This window comes from Pseudarthrobacter oxydans (assembly GCF_030812335.1).
Taxonomy (GTDB): Bacteria; Actinomycetota; Actinomycetes; order Actinomycetales; family Micrococcaceae; genus Arthrobacter; species Arthrobacter oxydans_B.
This window is the reverse complement of record NZ_JAUSSN010000012.1, coordinates 135,027-155,722: the sequence shown is the minus strand read 5'-3', so window position 1 is coordinate 155,722 and position 20,696 is coordinate 135,027. Positions and strand designations below refer to the sequence as shown.

19 protein-coding genes are annotated in these 20,696 nt (G+C 69.5%); 13 read left to right on the top strand and 6 right to left on the bottom strand.

All coding sequences use genetic code 11. The features are described 5' to 3' along the window. Positions 1-235 precede the first annotated feature (235 nt). From J2W14_RS18590 to bcp, 8 genes are all read left to right on the top strand, one after another. A complete protein-coding gene (locus tag J2W14_RS18590) occupies positions 236-397 on the top strand; it encodes a glycine zipper domain-containing protein (protein WP_307465272.1) in 162 nt (53 codons plus the stop codon). Positions 398-658: 261 nt separating this feature from the next. Beyond that, positions 659-1,459: a hydroxypyruvate isomerase family protein gene (locus tag J2W14_RS18585; protein WP_307465270.1), complete on the top strand. Its 801-nt coding sequence runs from the start codon at positions 659-661 to the stop codon at positions 1,457-1,459. Positions 1,460-1,526: 67 nt separating this feature from the next. Next, the gene (locus J2W14_RS18580) at positions 1,527-2,405 is read left to right on the top strand and encodes a 2-hydroxy-3-oxopropionate reductase (RefSeq protein WP_307465268.1); all 879 of its coding nucleotides are present in this window, start codon (positions 1,527-1,529) and stop codon (positions 2,403-2,405) included. A 180-nt stretch (positions 2,406-2,585) separates the two neighbouring features. Further along, entirely contained in the window at positions 2,586-4,376 is a 1,791-nt protein-coding gene (gene gcl, locus J2W14_RS18575) for a glyoxylate carboligase (RefSeq protein WP_307465266.1), read from the top strand. A gap of 3 nt (positions 4,377-4,379) precedes the next feature. Then, positions 4,380-5,564, top strand: coding sequence for a glycerate kinase (locus J2W14_RS18570; RefSeq protein WP_307465256.1), 1,185 nt, complete (start codon positions 4,380-4,382; stop codon positions 5,562-5,564). Further along, entirely contained in the window at positions 5,557-6,900 is a 1,344-nt protein-coding gene (allB, locus tag J2W14_RS18565) for an allantoinase AllB (RefSeq protein ID WP_307465254.1), read from the top strand. The genes J2W14_RS18570 and allB overlap by 8 nt, the downstream gene beginning before the upstream one ends. Before the next feature lie 8 nt (positions 6,901-6,908). Continuing rightward, positions 6,909-7,565, top strand: a complete 657-nt coding sequence (locus J2W14_RS18560; RefSeq protein ID WP_307465252.1) for a winged helix-turn-helix domain-containing protein — start codon at positions 6,909-6,911, stop codon at positions 7,563-7,565. Between the two features lie 80 nt (positions 7,566-7,645). Next, positions 7,646-8,125 carry a thioredoxin-dependent thiol peroxidase gene (gene bcp, locus J2W14_RS18555; protein WP_307465250.1) on the top strand — a complete coding sequence of 160 codons (480 nt, stop codon included), beginning with the start codon at positions 7,646-7,648 and terminating at the stop codon, positions 8,123-8,125. 116 nt (positions 8,126-8,241) lie between these two features. Here the strand turns inward: bcp and J2W14_RS18550 are convergent, their stop codons facing one another. Continuing rightward, a complete protein-coding gene (locus tag J2W14_RS18550) occupies positions 8,242-9,090 on the bottom strand; it encodes a class I SAM-dependent methyltransferase (protein ID WP_307465248.1) in 849 nt (282 codons plus the stop codon). 101 nt (positions 9,091-9,191) lie between these two features. On the opposite strand from J2W14_RS18550, the gene J2W14_RS18545 reads away from it, so the two are divergent. From J2W14_RS18545 to purM, 3 genes are all read left to right on the top strand, one after another. Continuing rightward, positions 9,192-9,536: a hypothetical protein gene (locus J2W14_RS18545; RefSeq protein WP_307465246.1), complete on the top strand. Its 345-nt coding sequence runs from the start codon at positions 9,192-9,194 to the stop codon at positions 9,534-9,536. A 65-nt stretch (positions 9,537-9,601) separates the two neighbouring features. After that, the gene (gene purF, locus J2W14_RS18540; protein WP_307465245.1) at positions 9,602-11,287 is read left to right on the top strand and encodes an amidophosphoribosyltransferase; all 1,686 of its coding nucleotides are present in this window, start codon (positions 9,602-9,604) and stop codon (positions 11,285-11,287) included. After that, the gene (gene purM / locus J2W14_RS18535; protein WP_307465243.1) at positions 11,284-12,456 is read left to right on the top strand and encodes a phosphoribosylformylglycinamidine cyclo-ligase; all 1,173 of its coding nucleotides are present in this window, start codon (positions 11,284-11,286) and stop codon (positions 12,454-12,456) included. The genes purF and purM overlap by 4 nt, the downstream gene beginning before the upstream one ends. Positions 12,457-12,560: 104 nt before the next feature. Here the strand turns inward: purM and J2W14_RS18530 are convergent, their stop codons facing one another. Continuing rightward, positions 12,561-13,343 (bottom strand): VOC family protein, encoded by a 783-nt coding sequence (locus J2W14_RS18530; RefSeq protein ID WP_307465241.1) that lies wholly within the window; start codon positions 13,341-13,343, stop codon positions 12,561-12,563. 122 nt (positions 13,344-13,465) lie between these two features. Then, on the bottom strand, positions 13,466-13,699 hold the full coding sequence (locus J2W14_RS18525) for a DUF3073 domain-containing protein (RefSeq protein WP_282381218.1): 234 nt from the start codon (positions 13,697-13,699) through the stop codon (positions 13,466-13,468). Positions 13,700-14,088: 389 nt separating this feature from the next. Here J2W14_RS18525 and J2W14_RS18520 point away from each other — a divergent pair, with 389 nt between their 5' ends. Beyond that, complete coding sequence (locus tag J2W14_RS18520; protein WP_307465239.1) at positions 14,089-14,955, top strand: septum formation family protein; 867 nt, start codon at positions 14,089-14,091, stop codon at positions 14,953-14,955. Positions 14,956-15,046: 91 nt separating this feature from the next. On the opposite strand, the gene clpB is transcribed toward J2W14_RS18520, so the two are convergent. Further along, positions 15,047-17,716 carry an ATP-dependent chaperone ClpB gene (clpB, locus tag J2W14_RS18515; protein ID WP_307465237.1) on the bottom strand — a complete coding sequence of 890 codons (2,670 nt, stop codon included), beginning with the start codon at positions 17,714-17,716 and terminating at the stop codon, positions 15,047-15,049. Between the two features lie 597 nt (positions 17,717-18,313). Between clpB and J2W14_RS18510 the strand changes: the two genes are divergently transcribed. Then, positions 18,314-18,829, top strand: coding sequence for a carboxymuconolactone decarboxylase family protein (locus J2W14_RS18510; RefSeq protein ID WP_307465235.1), 516 nt, complete (start codon positions 18,314-18,316; stop codon positions 18,827-18,829). Here J2W14_RS18510 and J2W14_RS18505 read toward each other — a convergent pair. Both J2W14_RS18505 and J2W14_RS18500 read right to left on the bottom strand, forming a co-directional pair. Next, on the bottom strand, positions 18,817-19,866 hold the full coding sequence (locus J2W14_RS18505; protein WP_307465233.1) for a sulfate/molybdate ABC transporter ATP-binding protein: 1,050 nt from the start codon (positions 19,864-19,866) through the stop codon (positions 18,817-18,819). The two genes, J2W14_RS18510 and J2W14_RS18505, sit on opposite strands and share 13 nt — an antisense overlap. Further along, on the bottom strand, positions 19,863-20,663 hold the full coding sequence (locus J2W14_RS18500) for an ABC transporter permease (RefSeq protein WP_307465285.1): 801 nt from the start codon (positions 20,661-20,663) through the stop codon (positions 19,863-19,865). The genes J2W14_RS18505 and J2W14_RS18500 overlap by 4 nt, the downstream gene beginning before the upstream one ends. Positions 20,664-20,696 lie beyond the last annotated feature (33 nt).

The following is a 20,696-nucleotide window of genomic DNA, read 5'->3' as shown; positions in this document are numbered from 1 at the left end:
GGCCTGGCTCCATGACTACAATCATCACCGAGGCCACACCTCACTCAAGGGTCAGCCACCAGCAAGCCGCGTCACTAGCCTCCGTGGGTAATACACCTAGGCCACGGCCGCAGCACCGGGCCCGCCCTGCCTGACGGGGCGGGCCCGTTCCCGTTAGGCCTCCGTGTCTGATGGCATCCGGGGCTTGTGGCCCTGAGCCGGCCCGGGGCTTGGCGGCGCTTGCTAGCCTAAGCCTGTGAAGTACGAATCCCTGTGGATCGGAATGCTCCTGGGCGCGGCCCTGGGCTTCGCCATCGGCGTGGCCACCGTCGACAAGCCGTTCACGGGCCTGCTCATCGGCGTGGCCGTCGGCGCGCTGGTGGGCCTGGCCGCCCGGAAAGACCCCTCGAAGGGGTAGCAAGACCCCCGCCCTGCCCGCCATGGAATCCGCCGGGCCCTGATGCCCCGGGCCCCGAAGCGCGCCCTCAAGCTCTGCCCGCAAACGTCCCGGCCGCCTGAGGACCCGGCAGCTGGGCCCCTCTTCCCTTTACCCCTTGACGCACCCGCCCCACTTTCCCTACACTTTTCATAAAGCAGAATCTTTATTCCACAAAGTGGAAGTTGAGAGTAGCAAGGAAGCCACTCCTCCAGCTCCCGCCCGCACCGGAAAGAACACACCATGACGTACACCGTGAACTGCTCCATCCTGCTGACCGAACTGCCCCTCCTCGAGCGGCCCGCCGCGGCCAAGGCCGCCGGCTTCGACGCCGTCGAGTTCTGGTGGCCCTTCGCGGCGTCGGTGCCCGCCGACGCCGAGATCACCCGCTTCGAGCAGGCCATCACCGACGCCGGGGTCCAGCTCACCGGCCTCAACTTCAACGCCGGCGACATGCCGGGCGGCGACCGCGGCCTCGTGTCCTGGGTAGGCCGCAGCTCCGAGTTCAAAGACAACATCGACGTGGTCTCCGGCATCGGCGGACGTCTCGGCTGCACCTCCTTCAACGCCCTCTACGGCAACCGGCAGGACGGGCACACCCCGGAGGCGCAGGACGAACTGGCGGTCGAAAACCTCGCGGCCGCCGCCGCAGGCGTCGCCGGCATCGGTGGCACCGTGCTGCTCGAACCGGTCAGCGGCGCCCCCCGGTACCCGCTCCTCACCGCCGACGACGCCCTCCGGGTCATCGCCCGCGTGGCGCAGGAAACCGGTGCGGGGAACATCAAGCTCCTCGCCGATTTCTACCACCTCTCGGTCAACGGGGACGACGTCGCCGCCGTCATCGAAAAGCACGCCAAGGACTTCGGCCACATCCAGATCGCCGACAACCCCGGCCGCGGGGCTCCCGGAACCGGCGAGCTTCCCCTCGGCGAATGGATCGCCCGCAGCCGCCAACTCGGCTACGAGGGCTACATCGGCCTCGAGTACAAGGAACCGGCGGAAACTGCCTTCGCCTGGGCCATCCGCCAGCGCGTCGCGCAGTAGTCCCCACCCGCACCCACCGCGGCACAGCAGCACACCCGCACTCAAAGACTTCAGTAAAGGAACCATCATGAGCAACGTTGCAGTCATCGGACTCGGAATCATGGGCCTGCCCATGGCCATCAACCTGGTCAACGCCGGCCATACCGTCACCGGCTTCAACCGCAGCCAGGACAAGATCGACAAGCTGGCCTCCGAAGGCGGCCGCGGTGCCACCAGCATCGCCGACGCCGTCAAGGACGCCGACGTCGTTCTCACCATGGTGCCGGACTCCCCCGACGTCGAGGGCGTCGTCAGCGGCCCCGACGGCGTGTTCGCCCACGCCAGGCCGAGCACGCTGTGGATCGATGCCAGCAGCATCCGCCCGGACGTTGCCAAGCGCCTCGCCGACGACGCCAAAGCCGCCGGCCTCCGCGCACTGGACGCCCCCGTGTCCGGCGGCGAACAAGGCGCCATCGACGCCGCACTGTCCATCATGGTGGGCGGCGAGGCCGCGGATTTCGAGGCCGCCCAGGATGTCCTCACCGCGGTGGGCAAAACCATCGTCCACGTCGGCCCGTCCGGCTCCGGCCAGACCGTCAAGGCAGCCAACCAGCTGATCGTCGCCGTCAACATCGAGGTCCTGGCCGAGGCCATCGCCTTCCTCGAGGCCTACGGCGTCGACACGGACGCGGCCCTCAAGGTCCTCGGCGGGGGCCTGGCCGGCTCGAAGGTCCTGGACCAGAAGGGCCAGAAGATGCTCGACCGCAACTTCGACCCCGGCTTCCGCCTGGCCCTGCACCACAAGGACCTGGGCATCGTCACCTCGGCCGCCCGCGAAGCCCACGTCGCCGTACCCCTGGGCGCCGTCGTCGCGCAGCTCGTCGCGGCCAGCGTCAACCAGGGCGACGGCGGACTGGACCACTCCGGACTCTTCAAGCAGGTCCTGCAGCTCAGCGGCCGCCACTAGCCCGGCCGCAGCCCCACCGCCCGTCCCGACCGCCCTTCCGGGGGCACTTCGACACGGACACGCCGGCCGCCGTCGTGAATTACGACGCCGACTCCCCCCGCCCCACAAAAAAAGGTGCCCGCGACGGTTCGCCGGGACTTCCTTCAGCACACCCAAAAACAGACTTCCAAGGAGTACACCATGACTAAGATGCGCACCGTAGACGCTGCCGTCGCCATCCTGGAAAAGGAGGGCGCCACCGAGGCGTTCGGCCTGCCAGGGGCGGCCATCAACCCGTTCTACTCCGCCATGCGGAACCACGGCGGGATCCGCCACACCCTGGCCCGCCACGTTGAAGGCGCCAGCCACATGGCCGACGGTTACAGCCGGGCCAAGGACGGCAACATCGGCATCTGCATCGGCACCTCCGGGCCGGCCGGCACGGACATGATCACCGGGCTGTACGCGGCCTGGGCCGATTCCATCCCCATGCTCTGCATCACCGGCCAGGCCCCGGTGGCCAAACTGCACAAGGAGGACTTCCAGGCCGTGGACATCGAGTCCATCGCCAAGCCGGTCACCAAGATGGCCATGACCGTCCGGGAACCGGGCCAGATGCCGGGCGCCTTCCAGAAGGCCTTCCAGCTGATGCGCTCCGGCCGCCCGGGCCCGGTGCTGCTGGACCTGCCCATCGACGTGCAGCTGGCCGAGATCGAATTCGACATCGACGCCTACGAACCCCTGGCCGTTGAGAAGCCGCGGGCCAGCCGCCGGCAGCTGGAAAAGGCACTGGACATGCTCACCGCGGCGCAGCACCCGCTGATCGTGGCCGGCGGCGGCATCATCAACGCCGGCGCGTCCGCGGAACTGGTGGAGCTGGCCGAACTGCTCGGCGTTCCGGTCATCCCCACCCTGATGGGCTGGGGCGCGATCGCCGACGACCACCCGCTGATGGCCGGGATGGTGGGCCTGCAGACCTCGCACCGCTACGGCAACGAGACCATGCTGGCCTCCGACTTCGTGATCGGCATCGGCAACCGCTGGGCCAACCGCCACACCGGCGGCCTGGACACCTACACGGCCGGCCGGACGTTCGTGCACATCGACATCGAGCCCACCCAGATCGGCCGCGTGTTCTCCCCGGACCTGGGCATCGCCTCCGACGCCGGCGCGGCCATCACGGGCCTGATCGGGCTGGCCCGCGAACGCAAGGCTGCGGGCACCCTGCCGGACTATTCCGGCTGGGCCGCCGAATGCGCGGAGCGCAAGGCCACCCTGCACCGCAAGACGCACTTCGAGAACATCCCCATCAAGCCGCAGCGCGTCTACGAGGAGATGAACAAGGCATTCGGCAAGGACACCACCTACGTCTCCACGATCGGCCTGTCCCAGATCGCCGGGGCCCAGATGCTGCACGTGTTCGGCCCGCGCAAGTGGATCAACGCCGGTCAGGCCGGCCCCCTGGGCTGGACCGCCCCGGCCGCCCTGGGCGTGGTGCGCGCCAAGCCGGAGGAAACCGTCGTCGCCCTGTCCGGTGACTACGATTTCCAGTTCATGATCGAGGAGCTGGCCGTCGGCGCGCAGTTCAACCTGCCCTACATCCACGTGGTGGTCAACAACTCCTACCTGGGCCTGATCCGCCAGTCCCAGCGCGGATTCAACATGGAACAGAACGTGTCCCTGGCGTTCGAGAACATCAACTCCACGGATCTCTCGGCGACCGCCAGCGGCTACGGCGTCGACCACGTCAAGGTGGCCGAGGGCCTGGGCTGCAAGGCCCTCCGGGTGGAGGACCCCAGCGACCTGGCGTCCGCCTTCGACAAGGCCCAGGCCCTGATGGGCGAGTTCCGGGTTCCCGTGGTGGTGGAAGTGATCCTGGAGAGGCTCACCAACATCTCCATGGGCACCGAAATCAACGCCGTGAACGAGTTCGAGGCACTGGCCGAAACCCGCGCGGACGCCCCCACCGCCATCCTGGCCCTGCAGGCGTAAGACATGCGCGTTGTCATAGCTCCGGACAAGTTCAAGGGCTCGCTCTCCGCACCCGACGTAGCCCGGCACCTGGCGGCGGGACTGCAGGCGGCCACGGGCTCCAACCTGGACGTCCTCCTGATTCCGGTGGCCGACGGCGGCGAAGGCACCCTGGACGCCGCCGTCGGGTCCGGCTTCTCCCGCCGCAGCGCCGTCGTGACCGGACCCACCGGGGAACCGCTGACCGCCGACTTCGCAGTCCGCGGCCGGGAGGCGGTCATCGAGATGGCGGCCGCCTCCGGGCTGGCGGTCCTGCCCGGCAGCGGCCCGGACTCGGCCAGCGCCACCGGCGCCACGAGCCTGGGCACCGGAGAGCTGGTCCGCGCGGCCCTGGATGCGGGCTGCCGGCAGATCGTCCTCGGCGTGGGCGGCAGCGCCACGACCGACGGCGGCGCCGGCGTCCTGCAGGGCCTCGGCGCCCGCTTCCTCGACAGCGCGGGCCGCGAGCTGCCGCCCGGCGGCGCCGCCCTCGCCCGGCTGGACCGGATCGACTTCACCGGCTTCGACCCGAGGCTGGACGAGACACGCTTTGTGCTCGCCAGCGACGTCGACAACCCGCTGCTCGGCGCCGAGGGTGCCGCGGCGGTCTTCGGACCGCAGAAGGGCGCCAGCCCGGCGGACGTGGACGCACTCGACGCCGCGCTGGCCCATTTTGCGGACGTGCTGGCGCGGGAACTCGGGCCACGGGCGGTCAAGGCCGTACAGGCCCCGGGCGCCGGGGCGGCCGGCGGGGTGGGCTACGCCGCGATCGCGGCCCTGGCGGCCACGCGCCGGCCGGGCATCGACGTCGTCCTCGAGTTCACTGAACTGGAGGCGCGCCTGGCCGGTGCCGGTCTGGTGATCACCGGCGAAGGCAGCCTGGACGAACAAAGCCTGCTGGGCAAAACCCCGCTGGGGGTTGCGCGGGCGGCGGCGCGCGCCGGCATCCCGGTCATCGCCGTCTGCGGACGCACCACGCTGGGCCCTGAACAGCTCACGGCTTCCGGGTTCCGCGAGGTCCATGCTTTGACGGAGCTCGAAAGCAATGTAGACACATGTATATCGGAGGCGGCAGCGCTGCTGGAACGCCTCGGACGGAACATCGGCCTGCAGCTGGCGGCGCCGGGCGCCGGCCAAACGGCCACGAGCAAGGAGAGCCTGAATGTCTGAAGAAACCTTCGACCTCGTCATCCGGGGCCAGCGCGTCCTGACGACGGCGGGCATCGCGCCGCGCGAAGTGGGCGTGCGCGGCGGCAAGATCGTTGCGATCGAGCCGCTCGGCAACGGACTGTCCGGTACCGCCGTCATTGAGCTCGCGGAGGACGAAACCCTGCTGCCGGGCCTCGTCGACACGCACGTCCACGTCAACGAGCCGGGCCGCACCGAGTGGGAGGGCTTTGCCTCCGCCACCCGGGCCGCAGCGGCCGGCGGCGTGACCACCATCATCGACATGCCGCTCAACAGCATCCCGCCCACCACCACGGTGGACGGCCTCAAGCTCAAGCGCGAGGTGGCCGAGGACCAGGCGTTCGTCGACGTCGGATTCTGGGGCGGCGCGGTTCCCGGCAACAAGGCGGACCTCCGCCCGCTGCACGACGAGGGCGTCTTCGGCTTCAAGTGCTTCCTGCTGCACTCCGGCGTGGACGAGTTCCCCCACCTGGATGCCGAGGAGCTGGAAGAGGACCTGGCCGAGCTCAAGTCCTTCGATTCGCTGATGATCGTCCATGCCGAGGACTCGCACGCGATCGACCGTGCCCCGCACCCGGGCGGCGACCAGTACGCGACGTTCCTCGCGTCCCGGCCCCGCGGCGCGGAGAACAAGGCCATCGCCGAGGTGATTGAACGTGCCCGCTGGACCGGCGCCCGCGCCCACATCCTGCACCTGTCCTCCTCGGATGCCCTCCCGATGATCGCCAGCGCCAAGCGCGACGGCGTCCACCTCACGGTGGAGACCTGCCCGCACTACCTCACCCTGATGGCCGAGGAAATCCCCAACGGGGCCACCGCGTACAAGTGCTGCCCGCCGATCCGCGAGGCCTCGAACCGGGAACTGCTCTGGAAAGGCCTGCAGGACGGCACCATCGACTGCATCGTCTCCGACCACTCCCCCAGCACGCTGGACCTCAAGGACCTGGAAAACGGCGACTTCGCCGTGGCCTGGGGCGGGGTCTCCTCGCTGCAGCTGGGCCTGTCGCTGATCTGGACCGAGGCCCGGCACCGCGGCATCCCGCTGGAACAGGTGGTGTCCTGGATGGCCCGTAAGCCCGCCGAACTGGCGAGGCTGAACACCAAGGGCCAGCTGGCCCTAGGGTACGACGCCGACTTCTCCATCTTCGCGCCCGACGAGGCCTTCGTGGTGGACGTCTCGAAGCTCAAGCACAAGAACCCCATTACCCCGTACGACGGCAAGGCACTGTCCGGAGTGGTCCGCAGGACCTTCCTGCGCGGCCATGAAATCGACGGCCGCACCCCCAGCGGACAGCTGCTGCGCCGCGGCGGAGTCTGACGGTTTCCGTGGCACCCGAAGCCCATTCCCCACGAGGCATATATACGCGCCGGGAGCCGGGTCCGGCGTCCGGACCGCGGCTCCTGGCGCACGGTCTGGCCGTCTGGGTGACGCCGGGCGAGGGCCGGGATCTCGATGACGCCGGAATGGCGCGGGCCGCCCAGCTGCTGCTGGCGCGCGCCCTGAAGATTGCCCCGGGGGCGGACGTAGAGGTCTGGCCCGTCCGCGGGGCTGCTACCACCGCCGACGGTGGGACCCCGGTGCCGTCGCCGTCCCCTGCGGAGGACTCCCCGCAGGAGGCCGACGGCGGCGTCGCCCACGTGACGCCGTCGCCCGGGCCCGGCAGCCTGGTGTCGGTGGACCTTGCCGCGAGCGAGGTGCGGCTGGACGGGCAGCGGGTGCCGCTGACCGGCGTCGAGTTCAAGCTGCTGCGGTACCTGGTGGAGAATTGTTCGCACACCGTGAGCCGGGAAGAGCTGCGGCTGTTTCTCGAATCCTTCGATTCCCCCGCGGCAGCGTCCCGGTCCATCGATGTGTACGTGGGCCGGGTGCGGCGCAAGCTGCGGGGCGGGCGGCGCGCGATCGCCACGGTCCGCGGCGGCGGCTACCGGTTTATGCCCGGGCCCCACACCAAGGTGCGCGGGCCGGCGGAATACAGCATCTGAACCCGTGGTTGTGCATCGTCAGACCGCTTTATCCGCATAACTCCGCGAACGAACCCCTCACAGACCCCGAAGGAACCCCCATGAGCCCCCAGCTGACCATCAAACTCCAGCCCGGAACCCCAGCCCCGGACTTCACGCTTCCGGACGCCGCGGGACAGAAGGTCGCGCTGGCCGACTACCGCGGCAAGAACGTCATCGTGTACTTCTACCCGAAGGCCGCCACCCCGGGCTGCACCACCGAAGCCTGCGATTTCCGCGACAACCTGGCATCCCTGCAGGGTTCCGGCTATGAAGTGCTGGGGATCTCCCCCGATGCGCCGGAAGCACTGGCGCACTTCACCGGCGACTTCGCCCTGACCTTCCCGCTACTCGCCGACGAGGACCACTCCGTGGCCCTGGCCTACGGCGCCTGGGGCGAGAAGCTGGTCAACGGCGAGGTCACCGAAGGGATCGTCCGCTCCACCGTGGTGCTCGACCCCGAGGGCAAAGTGACGCTGGCGCAGTACCAGGTCAAGGCGCAGGGCCACGTCGCGGCGCTGAAGGACGAGCTCGGCATCTAGGCACCTGGCGATTGCGCGGCGCTTTCGGACGACTAGGCATCTAGGATTGCGCGGCGCTTTCGGACGCGCGCACCCGGATCCGCGCCGCGCCCGTCCGAAAGCGCCGCGGAAACCGCCTAGGCCCGGGTCCCCGCCACGATCGTGGCCGAGGAGCGGAGCCGGATGGCGCCGTCGTGCTCGTAGCGGCCCAGCAACTGGAAGACGTCGGAGCGGATCAGCTCCCGGGATTCCGCATCCGACCTGGCCAGGCCCATCGCCACGGTGGTCGCGATCTCGGTCATGAACTCCCAGTAGCGTTCCGGGGATTCGTGCACCAGGTCCGTACTGATTTTCCGTTCGCTGACGTCGACCAGGCCGGCCTCGCGGAACATGCGGGACATCAGCCCTGCCGCGGAATACCGGAACAACCCCGGTGTCCCCGGCGGCGGCGGCGGGAGTTCCGTGTGGCGGGCCAGTGTGCCCAGGATCAGGCTGGCCCACGGGTTTTCCGCGGCACGGCCCCACACGGCAGCCGTTATCCGCGCCCCGGGCCTGGTCGTCCGGATCATCTCCCGAAGCGCGGGCGAGACCGCAGGGAAAAACATGAACCCGAAGCGGCAAAACACCGCGTCGAAGGATTCGTCTTCCAGCGGCAGGGCGGCGGCATCACAGACCTCGAAGCGCACGTTGTGAAGGCCCCTGGCCGACGCTTTGAGCTCAGCCACCTTGAGCATGCCGGGTGAAATGTCGGTCAGGACCACCTGGCCGTCCGGCACCAGCGCCGCCGCCGTCAGCCCGGGCTCCCCCGTCCCTGACGCAACGTCCAGCACCGAGGCAGCCGGCTGCAGCCGCGCCTCCTCAATCATGGCGTCGCCAAACGGGCCGTGCCAGCCGAGCAGTTCGGCGTCCCATTTCTGCCAGCCCGCCGCGAATTCGTCCCAGATTTTGCGCTGCTGGTCACGGATGCTGTCCGCTGTGACTGACATGGTGCGACTCCTTACGCCCGGACCGCACCCTCCCCCACCCCCTAGTGTGCCCCCGCCGCCCCGGCCGGAGCAATGGCTGGCGGGGCAGTAGGCTTAACGGCATGTCTACCCCCGAAAACCCCGGCACCGCAGGCGAGCAGCACCTCCCCGAACGGCGCGAAGTCACCGTGCGCCGGGCGCCGAAGTACGTGCCGTTCCTGGTCCTGGGCGGGCTCCTGGGCTTCGGCGTGGCCGCCTTCCTCGCCTACGGACTCCCGGGCGATGAAGCCTACGACGCCGGCGCCGTCTTCGGTTTCTTTATGATCCTGTGCGGCGCGGGCGGCGTCATCCTCGGCGGCGCCGCGGCGCTCATTCTGGACCGCCTGAGCGTCCGCAGGGCGCAGCGCGCCGTCGTCGAATCCGTTCCCGATTCCTTGCCCGACACCGGAGACCAGCCGGGGGCCTGAGCGGCCCGCAGGTCATAAACGGGCCGCCGGGAAAGTCATAGCGCACAACGTGAGATAATCGACCAGTGGCACGCGGCGATGGAAAACTTTCTCATGATCTCCTCCCTGGCGAAAAAGGCCCTCAGGACGCTTGCGGCGTCTTCGGGGTCTGGGCTCCCGGCGAAGAGGTTGCAAAACTCACCTATTACGGGCTGTATGCACTACAGCACCGCGGTCAGGAGTCGGCTGGTATAGCAACCAGTGACGGCAAGCGGATCAACGTCTACAAGGACATGGGCCTCGTTTCCCAGGTCTTCGACGAGACCACGCTTAACACCCTGACCGGGCACCTGGCCGTCGGCCACTGCCGTTACTCCACCACCGGCGCCAGCCACTGGGCTAATGCGCAGCCCACCCTGGGCGCCACCGCCACAGGTACCGTGGCCCTGGCCCACAACGGCAACCTGACCAACACCGCCGAGCTCAAGGCCCTGATCGAGGGCCGCAACGGCGGCCAGCTCAGCGGCGAGATGAAGCAGGGCAACACCTCGGACACGGCCCTCGTCACCGCGCTCCTGGAGGGCGAAGAGGGCAAGTCGCTCGAACAGACCGCCATGGAGCTGCTGCCCAAGATCAAGGGCGGCTTCTGCTTTGTCTTCATGGATGAAGGCACCCTCTACGCGGCCCGCGACACGTACGGCGTCCGCCCGCTCTGCCTGGGCCGGCTGGAGCGCGGCTGGGTGGTCGCCTCCGAGCAGTCCGCCCTCGCCACCGTCGGCGCCAGCTTCATCCGCGAAATCGAGCCCGGCGAGTTCATCGCGATCGACGAGGACGGCGTCCGCTCCCAGCGCTTCGCCGAGGCGACGCCGGCCGGCTGCGTCTTCGAATACGTCTACCTCGCCCGCCCGGACGCCTCCATCGCAGGCCGCTCGGTGTACGAGTCCCGCGTGGAAATGGGCCGCCAGCTGGCCCGCGAGAACACCCAGGAAGCGGACATCGTCATTCCGGTGCCGGAATCCGGCACCCCTGCCGCCGTCGGCTACGCCGAGGAATCCGGCATCCCCTTCGCGCACGGTTTTGTGAAGAACTCCTACGTCGGCCGCACCTTCATCCAGCCCTCGCAGACGCTGCGCCAGCTGGGCATCCGGCTCAAGCTCAATGCGCTGGAATCCGTGATCCGCGGCAAGCGGGTCGTGGTGGTGGATGACTCGATCGTCCGCGGTAACACGCAGCGCGCGATCGTCCGGATGCTCCGTGAGGCCGGCGCCGCCAGCGTCCACATCAAGATTTCCTCCCCGCCGGTGAAGTGGCCGTGCTTCTACGGCATCGACTTCGCTTCCCGGGCTGAGCTGATTGCCAACGGCGCCACCGTCGAGGAGATCACCCAGGCCATCGGCGCCGACTCCCTGGCCTACATCTCTGAAGACGGCATGATCGGCGCCACCCAGCAGCCGCGCGAACGTCTCTGCACCGCCTGCTTCACCGGCAAGTACCCGATCGAGCTCCCGGGCGCCGACAAGCTGGGCAAGAACCTGCTCGAACGCACCGACCTCGGCGGGCTCCCCGCTGCTGCCGGAGATGCCGCCCTCGGCGCCGCAGCGTCGGAAACCGCCGCCGAGGCGGCCGCCGGTTTCAGCGCCGACGAGGATCCGGCCGAGAAGTCCGGCGCCACCGGCTGCGATCCGGGCCCGGACGCCGAATTCGAAGAACTGCTCACCGATGACGATCGCATTGATCGAACCATTGCTGCCGACAAGAAAGAGCCCGTATGACTTCCGCCTCCCCGGCCGCTGACATGAACGCCGCCCAGAACGCCGTCGGCATCACCTACGCCTCCGCCGGCGTCGACGTCGAAGCGGGCGACCGCGCCGTCGAACTGATGAAGGGCGCCATCAAGGCGACCCACAACTCCTCGGTGATCGGCGGCGTCGGCGGCTTCGCAGGCCTCTACGACGTCTCCAGGCTGCTCACCTACAAGCGCCCGCTGCTGGCCACCTCCACCGACGGCGTCGGCACCAAGGTCGCCATCGCCCAGGCCATGGACATCCACGACACCATCGGCTTCGACCTCGTCGGCATGGTGGTCGATGACATCGTCGTGGTGGGCGCCGAGCCGCTGTACATGACCGACTACATCGCCTGCGGCAAGGTGGTCCCGGAACGCATCGCGGACATCGTCCGCGGCATCGCGGCCGCCTGCTCCGTCGCCGGCACCGCCCTGGTGGGCGGCGAAACCGCCGAGCACCCGGGCCTGCTCGGCGAGCACGAGTACGACGTCGCCGGTGCCGCCACCGGTGTTGTCGAAGCCGCCGACCTGCTGGGCCCGGACCGCGTCCGCGCCGGCGACGTCGTGATCGGCATGGCCTCCTCCGGGCTGCACTCCAACGGCTACTCCCTGGTCCGCCGCGTCATCAACCACGCCGGCTGGGCCCTGGACCGCCACGTCTCCGAATTCAGCCGCACCCTCGGTGAGGAACTCCTGGAACCGACCCGCGTCTACGCCGCCGACTGCCTGGACCTGGCCCGCACCTTCCCGGTGAACGGCTCCGCAGCCGGCCAGGCCGTGCACGGCTTCAGCCACGTGACCGGCGGCGGCCTCGCCGCCAACCTGGCCCGCGTCCTGCCGCAGGGCCTGCTGGCCACCGTGGACCGCGCCACCTGGCAGCTTCCGGCCATCTTCCGGCTGGTCGCCGAGCTGGGCAACGTCCCGCTGGCCGATCTGGAGCGCACCCTGAACCTGGGCGTGGGTATGGTGGCGATCGTCTCCCCCGAGGCCGCCGACGCCGCCGTGAACCGCCTCAACGAGCGCGGGCTGCCGGCCTGGATCATGGGTACCGTGGAGGAAAACTCGGACTCGATCGTCAAGACCGGACCGGATTACGTCCAGGGCGCCAAGGGCGTCGACGGCGGCGCCGTCCGGCTGGTCAACACCTACGCCTAACCCCCGCTAAAACCCTCATCTAAACCCCCGTCGAGTGCTCCACAACTGCCGTTTAGCAGGTCCAAAACGGCAGTTGTGGAGCACTCGATCTGCTTTAAGGCGGGTCAGACCTCCAGGACGCTGAACACGCCGCCCTGCGGGTCCTCGAGGGTGGCGATGGTGCCGGCTTCCTCGTCCTCGTCCGGGGCGATTAGGACGGTGCCGCCGGCAGCCTCAGCCGCCGCTACTGCCTTCGCGACGCTGGACACCCCGAAGTACACCTGCCACCCCGGCTTGAGCGTGCCCTCGGCATCCGCCGGGACCGCGGCGATGCCGGCCACCTCCGCGCCGTTGACCACCAGCGTGCTGTACTTGCCGCCGTCGTCCTGCGGGTACTCGGTCACGTCCTGGCCGAACAGCTGCTGGAAGAATCCGACGGCGGACTGCGGCTCGGGCGTCAGCAGTTCGGCCCAGGCCAGGGCGCCGGGCTCTCCGCTGCGGACGGTGCCGAAGTGGCTGCCGGCCTGCCAGGCGCCGGTGGTCCCGCCGCCGGGCGGGGCGAAGAAGACCATCACGCCGGTGCCGCCCACCTCCTCGGGGCCAAACTCCAGGGTTCCGCCGGCGTGGACCAGACCGTCGGCGAGCTCCCGGGCGTCGGAGGACGCGAAGTAGACATTCCACTGGCCGGGCGCCCCTGCGGCCTGCTGCTGCGGATTCTGCGGTGCGATCACGGTGACCAGGTCCTCGCCCACGAATGCCTGGGCGTAGCTGCGCCCGTCCGGGGTGGGCAGGTCCTCAAAGCGCCAGCCGAAGACCGCGGCATAGAACGCCTTGGCCGCCGCGACGTCGCTGGTCTGGAGATCCGTCCAGCAGACTTCCCCCTCGGCGAAACCCGTGCGAATGGTCATGGCGGTCCTTTCGGGTAGCAGAAAACCCGCCGGCCACTCCCATTGCTGGAAGTGGCCGGCGGGCCTGAAATCATGTGGTCGGCAATCCGCTAGCGGAGGTGCATGCCGGAAAGAAGTGTCGACTAACCTATTCGACGGGAATCAACCTCGTCGTCGTCCTCTTCCACATCGTCCGCGTACTTATCCACATAGGCCGAATAATCCGGCTCTACAGGCTCACTCGAGAAACGACTCGGCGCACGGACCTCAGAGCTCTTAAGCTCACGCTGAAGAGCAGTGTAGTCAGTGTTCGGGGAGTAGTACTTGATGTCCCGAGCCTGCTTGGTAGCTTTTGCCTTTTGACGGCCGCGCCCCATGGCGTGACCCCCTTTTGTACTCGGACCGGAGGTGGTCACCATTGGCGTTAGTGAGGCCCCGGAATGTTTGGTCAATTTGTCGTACACCTAGATTACATGCTTTCAGCGGTAACTGCTCCCCGGGACGGACGCTCCGGGCGGTGTCGGGCGGACCGCTGCTCCGGGATGCGCCCCGGCGGCATGCAGGCCGCCCGGCATCTTCGATAGAGTTCCGTAGTGGACTTCCGAAAACGGGTCCCACCGCCGGGCGTCCCGCCGCGGCCCAGATGCACGGAAGTGGTGAATTCTCAGTGACCGAAGAGAACGAAAGGCCCGGCAACGCCGGCACGCCTGGGGTTCCACCGGCCGGCGCACCCGGCGCGCGGTCCGTGCCTGCCGCACCGTCTGCCGTGCCCCCGAAACCGTCTGCGCCGCCCACGTCCGCAACGCCCGTTGTGCCGTCAGCGGCCCCGCCGTCCGCACTGCCGTCTGCCCCGCCCACGCCGCTGCCCGCCCGCCCCGCCGCGCCGCCGGTCAGCGGGCCCGACGCCGGGCCGCCGCGCTCCCGCCGCGCCGGGCGCGCCCCGGGGACAGCGGGTACTCCTAACGCCAGCGCCGCGAAAGCCCGCGCTGCAGGCACCGCTGCCGCCGGCGCCGCGAAAGCCCGCGCTGCAGGCACCGCCGCCGCCACCACCGCCGCGCTGGCCGGGGCCGGAAAGGTCGCCTCGGACAAAGCGTCACAGCTGGGCGGCTGGGTACGCCGGCAGAGTGCCGCGCGGATCGGCGCCGCCGTGGCCGCCGTCGTCGTCATGGGTCTGCTGATCTGGGGCGTGACCTCGCTGGGCGGCAGCCCGAAGCAGCCCGCGGCGAACGTCGCCCCCGCTGCCGCCGCGACATCGGCCGCCCCCGCGAGCCGCGGACCGCTGCCGCTGGAGGGGGTCGGCCCGCTGGACTTCCAGCCCGGCGACTGCTTCAAGGATTTCGACCCGGAGGCGCCGCAGTCCACCATTGTGGACTGCGCCACGGGGCACTCGGCCCAGCTGATCGCGGTGCACCACTACCCGGCATCGGACGCCTATCCCGGCCTGGACGCGCTGAAGGACAAGGGCCGCGAGACGTGCCGCAGTGCGCAGCTGGCCGCTGCCGCCACCACCTATAGCCTGCTGCAGCGCAACGCCTACCCGAGCTCGTCGAGCTGGAACAACGGCGACCGCCGCGTGGATTGCTACGTGACCGCGGATGCCGGGAACGTCATTATGGAATCGCTGGTCCCCTAGGGGGACTCCACCGGCCCCTCACAGGGGATCTGTGTAAAAGACCTGCCGGCCGGAGCATGCTCCGGCCGGCAGGTCTTTGCTTAACGCCGGGTTACTCCTTGCGGCGGACGGAGAGCCCGCTGCCGGTGGAGGCGCCGCCGTCGGGCCGGTCCGACGCCTCGACGCCGCCCAGGGTCAGCTCCGTGAGGTCCGGTGCGGTGTCCACCAGCACGGTGTCGCCGTCCATGATGTCGCCCGCCAGGATGGCTTTGGCCAGCCGGTCGCCGATTTCGCGCTGCACCAGGCGGCGCAGCGGCCGCGCGCCGTAGGCCGGGTCGAAGCCGGTGACCGCGAGCCAGGCGCGGGCACCCTCGGTCACTTCCAGGTTGAGCCGGCGGCCCTTGAGGCGTTCGCCCAGTTCCTTGACCTGCAGCTCCACAATCCGGGAGAGCTCCTCGACGCTCAGCGGGTCGAACAGCACGACTTCATCGAGCCGGTTCAGGAACTCGGGTTTGAAGGAGGCGTGCACGGTGGCCATAACGGCCCGGCGCTTGGCGTTGGCGTCCAGGGCCGGGTCGACCAGGAACTGGCTGCCGAGGTTGGACGTGAGCACCAGGATCACGTTGCGGAAGTCCACGGTGCGGCCCTGGCCGTCGGTGAGCCGGCCGTCGTCGAGCACCTGCAGGAGGATGTCGAACACCTCGGGGTGGGCCTTCTCCACCTCGTCCAGCAGCAGCACGGAGTACGGGCGGCGGCGCACGGCCTCGGTCAGCTGGCCGCCTTCCTCGTAGCCCACATAACCGGGGGGCGCCCCGACGAGCCGGGCCACGGAGTGCTTCTCGGAGTATTCGGACATGTCGATCCGCACCATGGCGCGTTCGTCGTCGAACAGGAAGTCGGCCAGGGCCTTCGCCAGCTCGGTCTTGCCGACGCCCGTGGGGCCGAGGAACAGGAAGGAGCCGGTGGGCCGGTTGGGGTCGCTGATCCCGGCCCGGGCCCGGCGGACCGCGTCCGAGACCGCGGTGACGGCCTTGGTCTGGCCGATGAGCCGCTGGCCGAGCATGTGCTCCATCTCCAGCAGCTTCTGGCTCTCGCCCTGCAGCATGCGGCCGGCGGGGATGCCGGTCCAGGCGGAAATCACTTCGGCGATGTCGTCGGCGGTGACCTCCTCGGCCACCATGAGCTCCTGTTTGGCCCCGCCGCCGGCCACCCGGGCCGACTCCGCCTCCGCGGCTTCGTTGAGTTCCCGCTCCAGGGCGGGAAGCTCGCCGTACAGGATCCGGGACGCGGCCTCGAGGTCGCCCTCGCGCTGGAATTTCTCCGCGGCGGAGCGCAGTTCGTCGATCCGGGCCTTGAGGTCGCCGACGCGGTTCAGGCCCGCTTTCTCGGCCTCCCAGCGGGCGTTGAGCCCGGCGAGTTCTTCTTTCTTATCCGCCATGTCCGCCCGGATCGCGGCCAGCCGCTCCACCGACGCCGGGTCGGTCTCGTTGGCCAGCGCCAGTTCCTCCATGGTCAGGCGGTCCACGGAACGGCGCAGCTGGTCGATCTCCTCCGGGGCGGAATCGATTTCCATCCGCAGCCGGGACGCGGCCTCATCGACGAGGTCGATCGCCTTGTCCGGGAGCTGCCGGCCGGAGATGTAGCGGTTGGAGAGGGTTGCGGCGGCGACGAGGGCGGAGTCCGCGATGGCGACCTTGTGGTGCGCCTCGTAGCGCTCCTTGAGTCCGCGCAGGATGCCGATAGTGTCCTCCACGCTCGGCTCGCCGACGAAGACCTGCTGGAAGCGGCGTTCCAGCGCGGCGTCCTTCTCGATGTTTTCGCGGTACTCGTCCAGCGTGGTGGCGCCGATGAGCCGCAGTTCGCCGCGGGCCAGCATGGGCTTGAGCATGTTCCCGGCGTCCATGGAGCTGTCCCCGGTGGCGCCGGCCCCCACCACGGTGTGGATCTCGTCGATGAAGGTGACGATCTGGCCCTCGGAGCTCTTGATTTCCTCCAGGACGGCCTTGAGCCGTTCCTCGAATTCACCGCGGTACTTGGCGCCGGCCACCATGGAGGCGAGGTCCAGGGCGATGAGGGTCTTCCCGCGCAGGCTTTCGGGCACGTCGCCGGCGACGATCCGCTGGGCGAGGCCTTCGACGACGGCGGTCTTGCCGACGCCGGGTTCGCCGATGATGACGGGGTTATTCTTGGTCCGGCGGCTGAGCACCTGGATGATGCGGCGGATCTCGGCGTCGCGGCCGATCACCGGGTCCAGCTTGCCGGAGCGGGCAATCGCGGTCAGGTCGGTGCCGTACTTCTCCAGGGCCTGGAAGGTGTTTTCGGGGTCGGCGGTGTCCACCTTGCGGTCGCCGCGGACACCCGGGAGGGCGGCGAGCAGGGCCTCGTGGGAGGCGCCGGCGTCGCGCATCAGCTTGCCGACGGCGTCACTTCCGGACGCGAGCCCCAGCAGCAGATGCTCGGTGGAGACGAACGTGTCGCCGAGCCGCTCGGCCTCGTTCTGGGCGTTCTTGATGGCCTGCAGGGCGGTGCGGGACAGCTGCGGCTGCTGCACCGAACTGCCGGAGGTGGAGGGAAGGGCCTTGATCGCGGTGCTGGCCTGGACGCTGACGGAATCCGGGTCCGTGCCGGTGGCGCGGAGGAGGGCCACGGCCACACCCTCGCGCTGGTCCATCAGCGCCTTGAGCAGGTGGGCGGGTTCGAGCTGGGGGTTGCCCGCCGTCGAGGCGTTCATGGCGGCTGCCGCAAGAGCCTCCTGGCTCTTGGTGGTGAATTTGGCGTCCAAAGAGAGCTCCTTCCGGGAACATGCTGCTATTAAAGTTGAGTCTACTCCGCTCAACTTTGCACAGGGTCCGCTTGGCTCCATGTTTGCCGACGGCGAAACTGCTGTCTAGGGCCGGAGTCCCCCCGGGGCCGCACCTCGCTCCCCGGGGGGACATGCCCTCCGCACCCGCGGGCCCTTGGACATAGTCCTGATATGCCCACTCCCCGGGTCCAAGACTGGACATGCCCCAAGGGACTCGGGCTCAGGAAGGGACATGTCCGCTCGAATGCAGGCGCGGGTTAAGGCCCGGGAATGGACATGCCCTCCGCGCAGGCGGGCTCCAGGACATAGTGCCAATCTGGCCACTCCCCGGGCCCAGGACTGGACATGTCCCCCGGCGCCAGGAGATCTAAGCCCCGTTAAACCATTCGACGGTCGGCTCCCCCAAGGAGCCGACCGTCGTTTGATGGGGGCTGGCCCGATGTCGGCGGGCCAGCTCCGTGGGACGGTCGAGGGAACCGCTCCCGCAGGGGATTTAGTTGTTCAGGTATCTTGTCACACATATGACAAATCTGTCACGTCCCTTTTTTGAAGTTTTCCGTGGGTAGTCTTTTGACCATGGATGAGAAAGCGGCAGCGCAGCACCACACGACCGGATCCATCTTTCTCGACAAGGAGCACCCGGCCGCCTGGCGGGCCCTCAACGGGCTGGGCCTGAAAGCCAAGGAGGCCGCGGATGAGGCCGGCCTGGACCGGACGCTGATCGAGCTGCTGAATGTCCGCATCTCGCAGATCAACGGCTGCGCCTACTGCCTGGACCTGCACGTGGGCGACGCCCTGAAAAACGGCGAATCCGCGCAGCGCCTCGCCGTCCTGCCGGCCTGGCGGGACACGGACCTCTTCACCGAGACGGAACGCGCCGCCCTGACGCTGGCCGAGGCCATCACCAACATCTCGGACGCCCGCGCCCGCGAGCACGAGGGCGCCGCCGCCCGGAAACACCTCACGGACGGTCAGTTCTCCGCCATCAGCTGGCTGGTGATCGCCATGAACGCCTTCAACCGGGTCTCGATCGTCAGCCAGCACCCTGTCCGCAAGGACCGCGGGGAGCCCGGCCGCCGTCAGGCCGGGTAGATCGACACCGCCGCCGCCTTGACCACGAAATAGACCTCGAGGCCCGGCGCCAGCCCGAGGTCCGCGGACGCGGCAGGGGTCACGTCCGCGGACAGCTCGCCGGCGCGGACCCGGATCTGGTCTCCGTGCGGCTCGACGTCCGTGACCGTGACGCGGAACGAGTTCCGCGGACTGCCGTGCGCCTCGCTCAGGAACACGGACACGGCCGACGGCGGGAACGCCGCCACACCGGCCTGCCCGGGAACCAGCGGGGCGTCGTGCTGGCCCGCGAACTCCAGACCCTCGGCGGACCGGATCCCGGCGGAAGTCACGGTGCCCGCCACCAGGTTCAGCCCGGCCAGCCCCGCGGCGAAGCGGCTGCGCGGCCGCCGGAGGACATCGCGGGTGGGCCCGTCCTCGGTGATCCGGCCTTCCTCCATGACAATCACCCGGTCGGCGAGCATGTAGGCATCCAGGACATCGTGGGTGACGATGATGGCGCGCCGCCCGGCGAGAACGCGCTTGAGCAGCCGCCGCAGCAGCGGAGCCGCATGGATGTCCAGGGCGGAGAGGGGCTCGTCCAGCAGCAGGATCTCGGGGTTCACGGCCAGGGCGCGGGCCGCCGCCACGCGCTGCGCCTGCCCGCCGGACAGCTCCCCGGGCCGGCGGTCGGCGAGGTCGGTGGCGTCGACCTCGGTCAGCCAGTGCCGGGCGGTCTCCCGGGCCTCCCGCGTGGGAATCCCCGCGCTCCGCGGCCCGAAGGCGACGTTTTCGAGGGCGCTCAGGTGCGGAAACAGCAGCGGGTCCTGGGCCAGCAGGGCGGTTCCGCGGCGGTGCGGCGCGGTCCAGGTGTGCACGCTTGGGCCGAGCTCGAACAGCACCCGGCCGTTCACTTCGGCCCGGCCGGTGTCGGGGCGGAGCAGGCCGGCGACCACGGAGAGCAGGGTGGATTTCCCGGCCCCGTTCGGGCCGAGCACGGCCACCGTCTCGCCTGGTGCGAGGCTCAGCGAGACCTCAAAGCGGCGGGCGGCGAGGGCGGCGTCGAGCGTGAACGTCACGCCGCCACCCGCCAGGGAGCCCCGGGGCGTGCCGTCCGGCTGACGGAGCCAGCAGGCGCCGGCCCCCGGTAGGAGAGCCCGACGACGACGACCGCCACGATGACCAGCAGCAGGGACAGCGCGACGGCCGCGTCGGCGTCGGTCTCCCGCTGCAGGTAGATCTCCAGCGGCAGCGTGCGGGTGACGCCCTGGAGGCTGCCGGCGAAGGTGAGCGTGGCGCCGAATTCGCCCAGGCTCCGGGCAAAGGAGAGCACGGCCCCGGACGCGAGTCCGGGCAGGACCAGCGGCAGGGTGACCCGGCGCAGCACGGTGGTGGGGCGCGCACCGAGGGTCGCTGCGACGGCCTCGTACCGGCTTCCGGCCGACCGGAGGGCGCCCTCGAGGCTGACGACGAGGAACGGCAGGGCCACGAAGGTCTGGGCAAGCACCACCGCCGTCGTCGTGAACGCGATCTGGATGCCGGCGATTTCGAGGCTCTGCCCCAGCAGGCCCTGGCGTCCGAAGGCATACAGCAGCGCGATGCCGCCCACCACCGGGGGCAGCACGAGCGGCAGCAGGACGAAGGACCGCAGCAGCCGCTGGCCCGGGAAGTCACCGCGGGCCAGCACCAGCGCCAGCGGCACCCCGAACACGACACACAGCACCGTGCTCGCGGCGGCCGTGCGGAGGCTCAGCCCCAGGGCGGTGAGTGAGGATTCCGAGGTGATGAGCGGGATGAACTGCGGCCAGTTGACCCGGCCCAGCATGGCCGCGAGCGGCAGCAGCACCAGCAGCGCCCCGACGGCGGCCATGGCCATGACCCAGCGCGGAATCCCGTTGTAGGCGCTGTC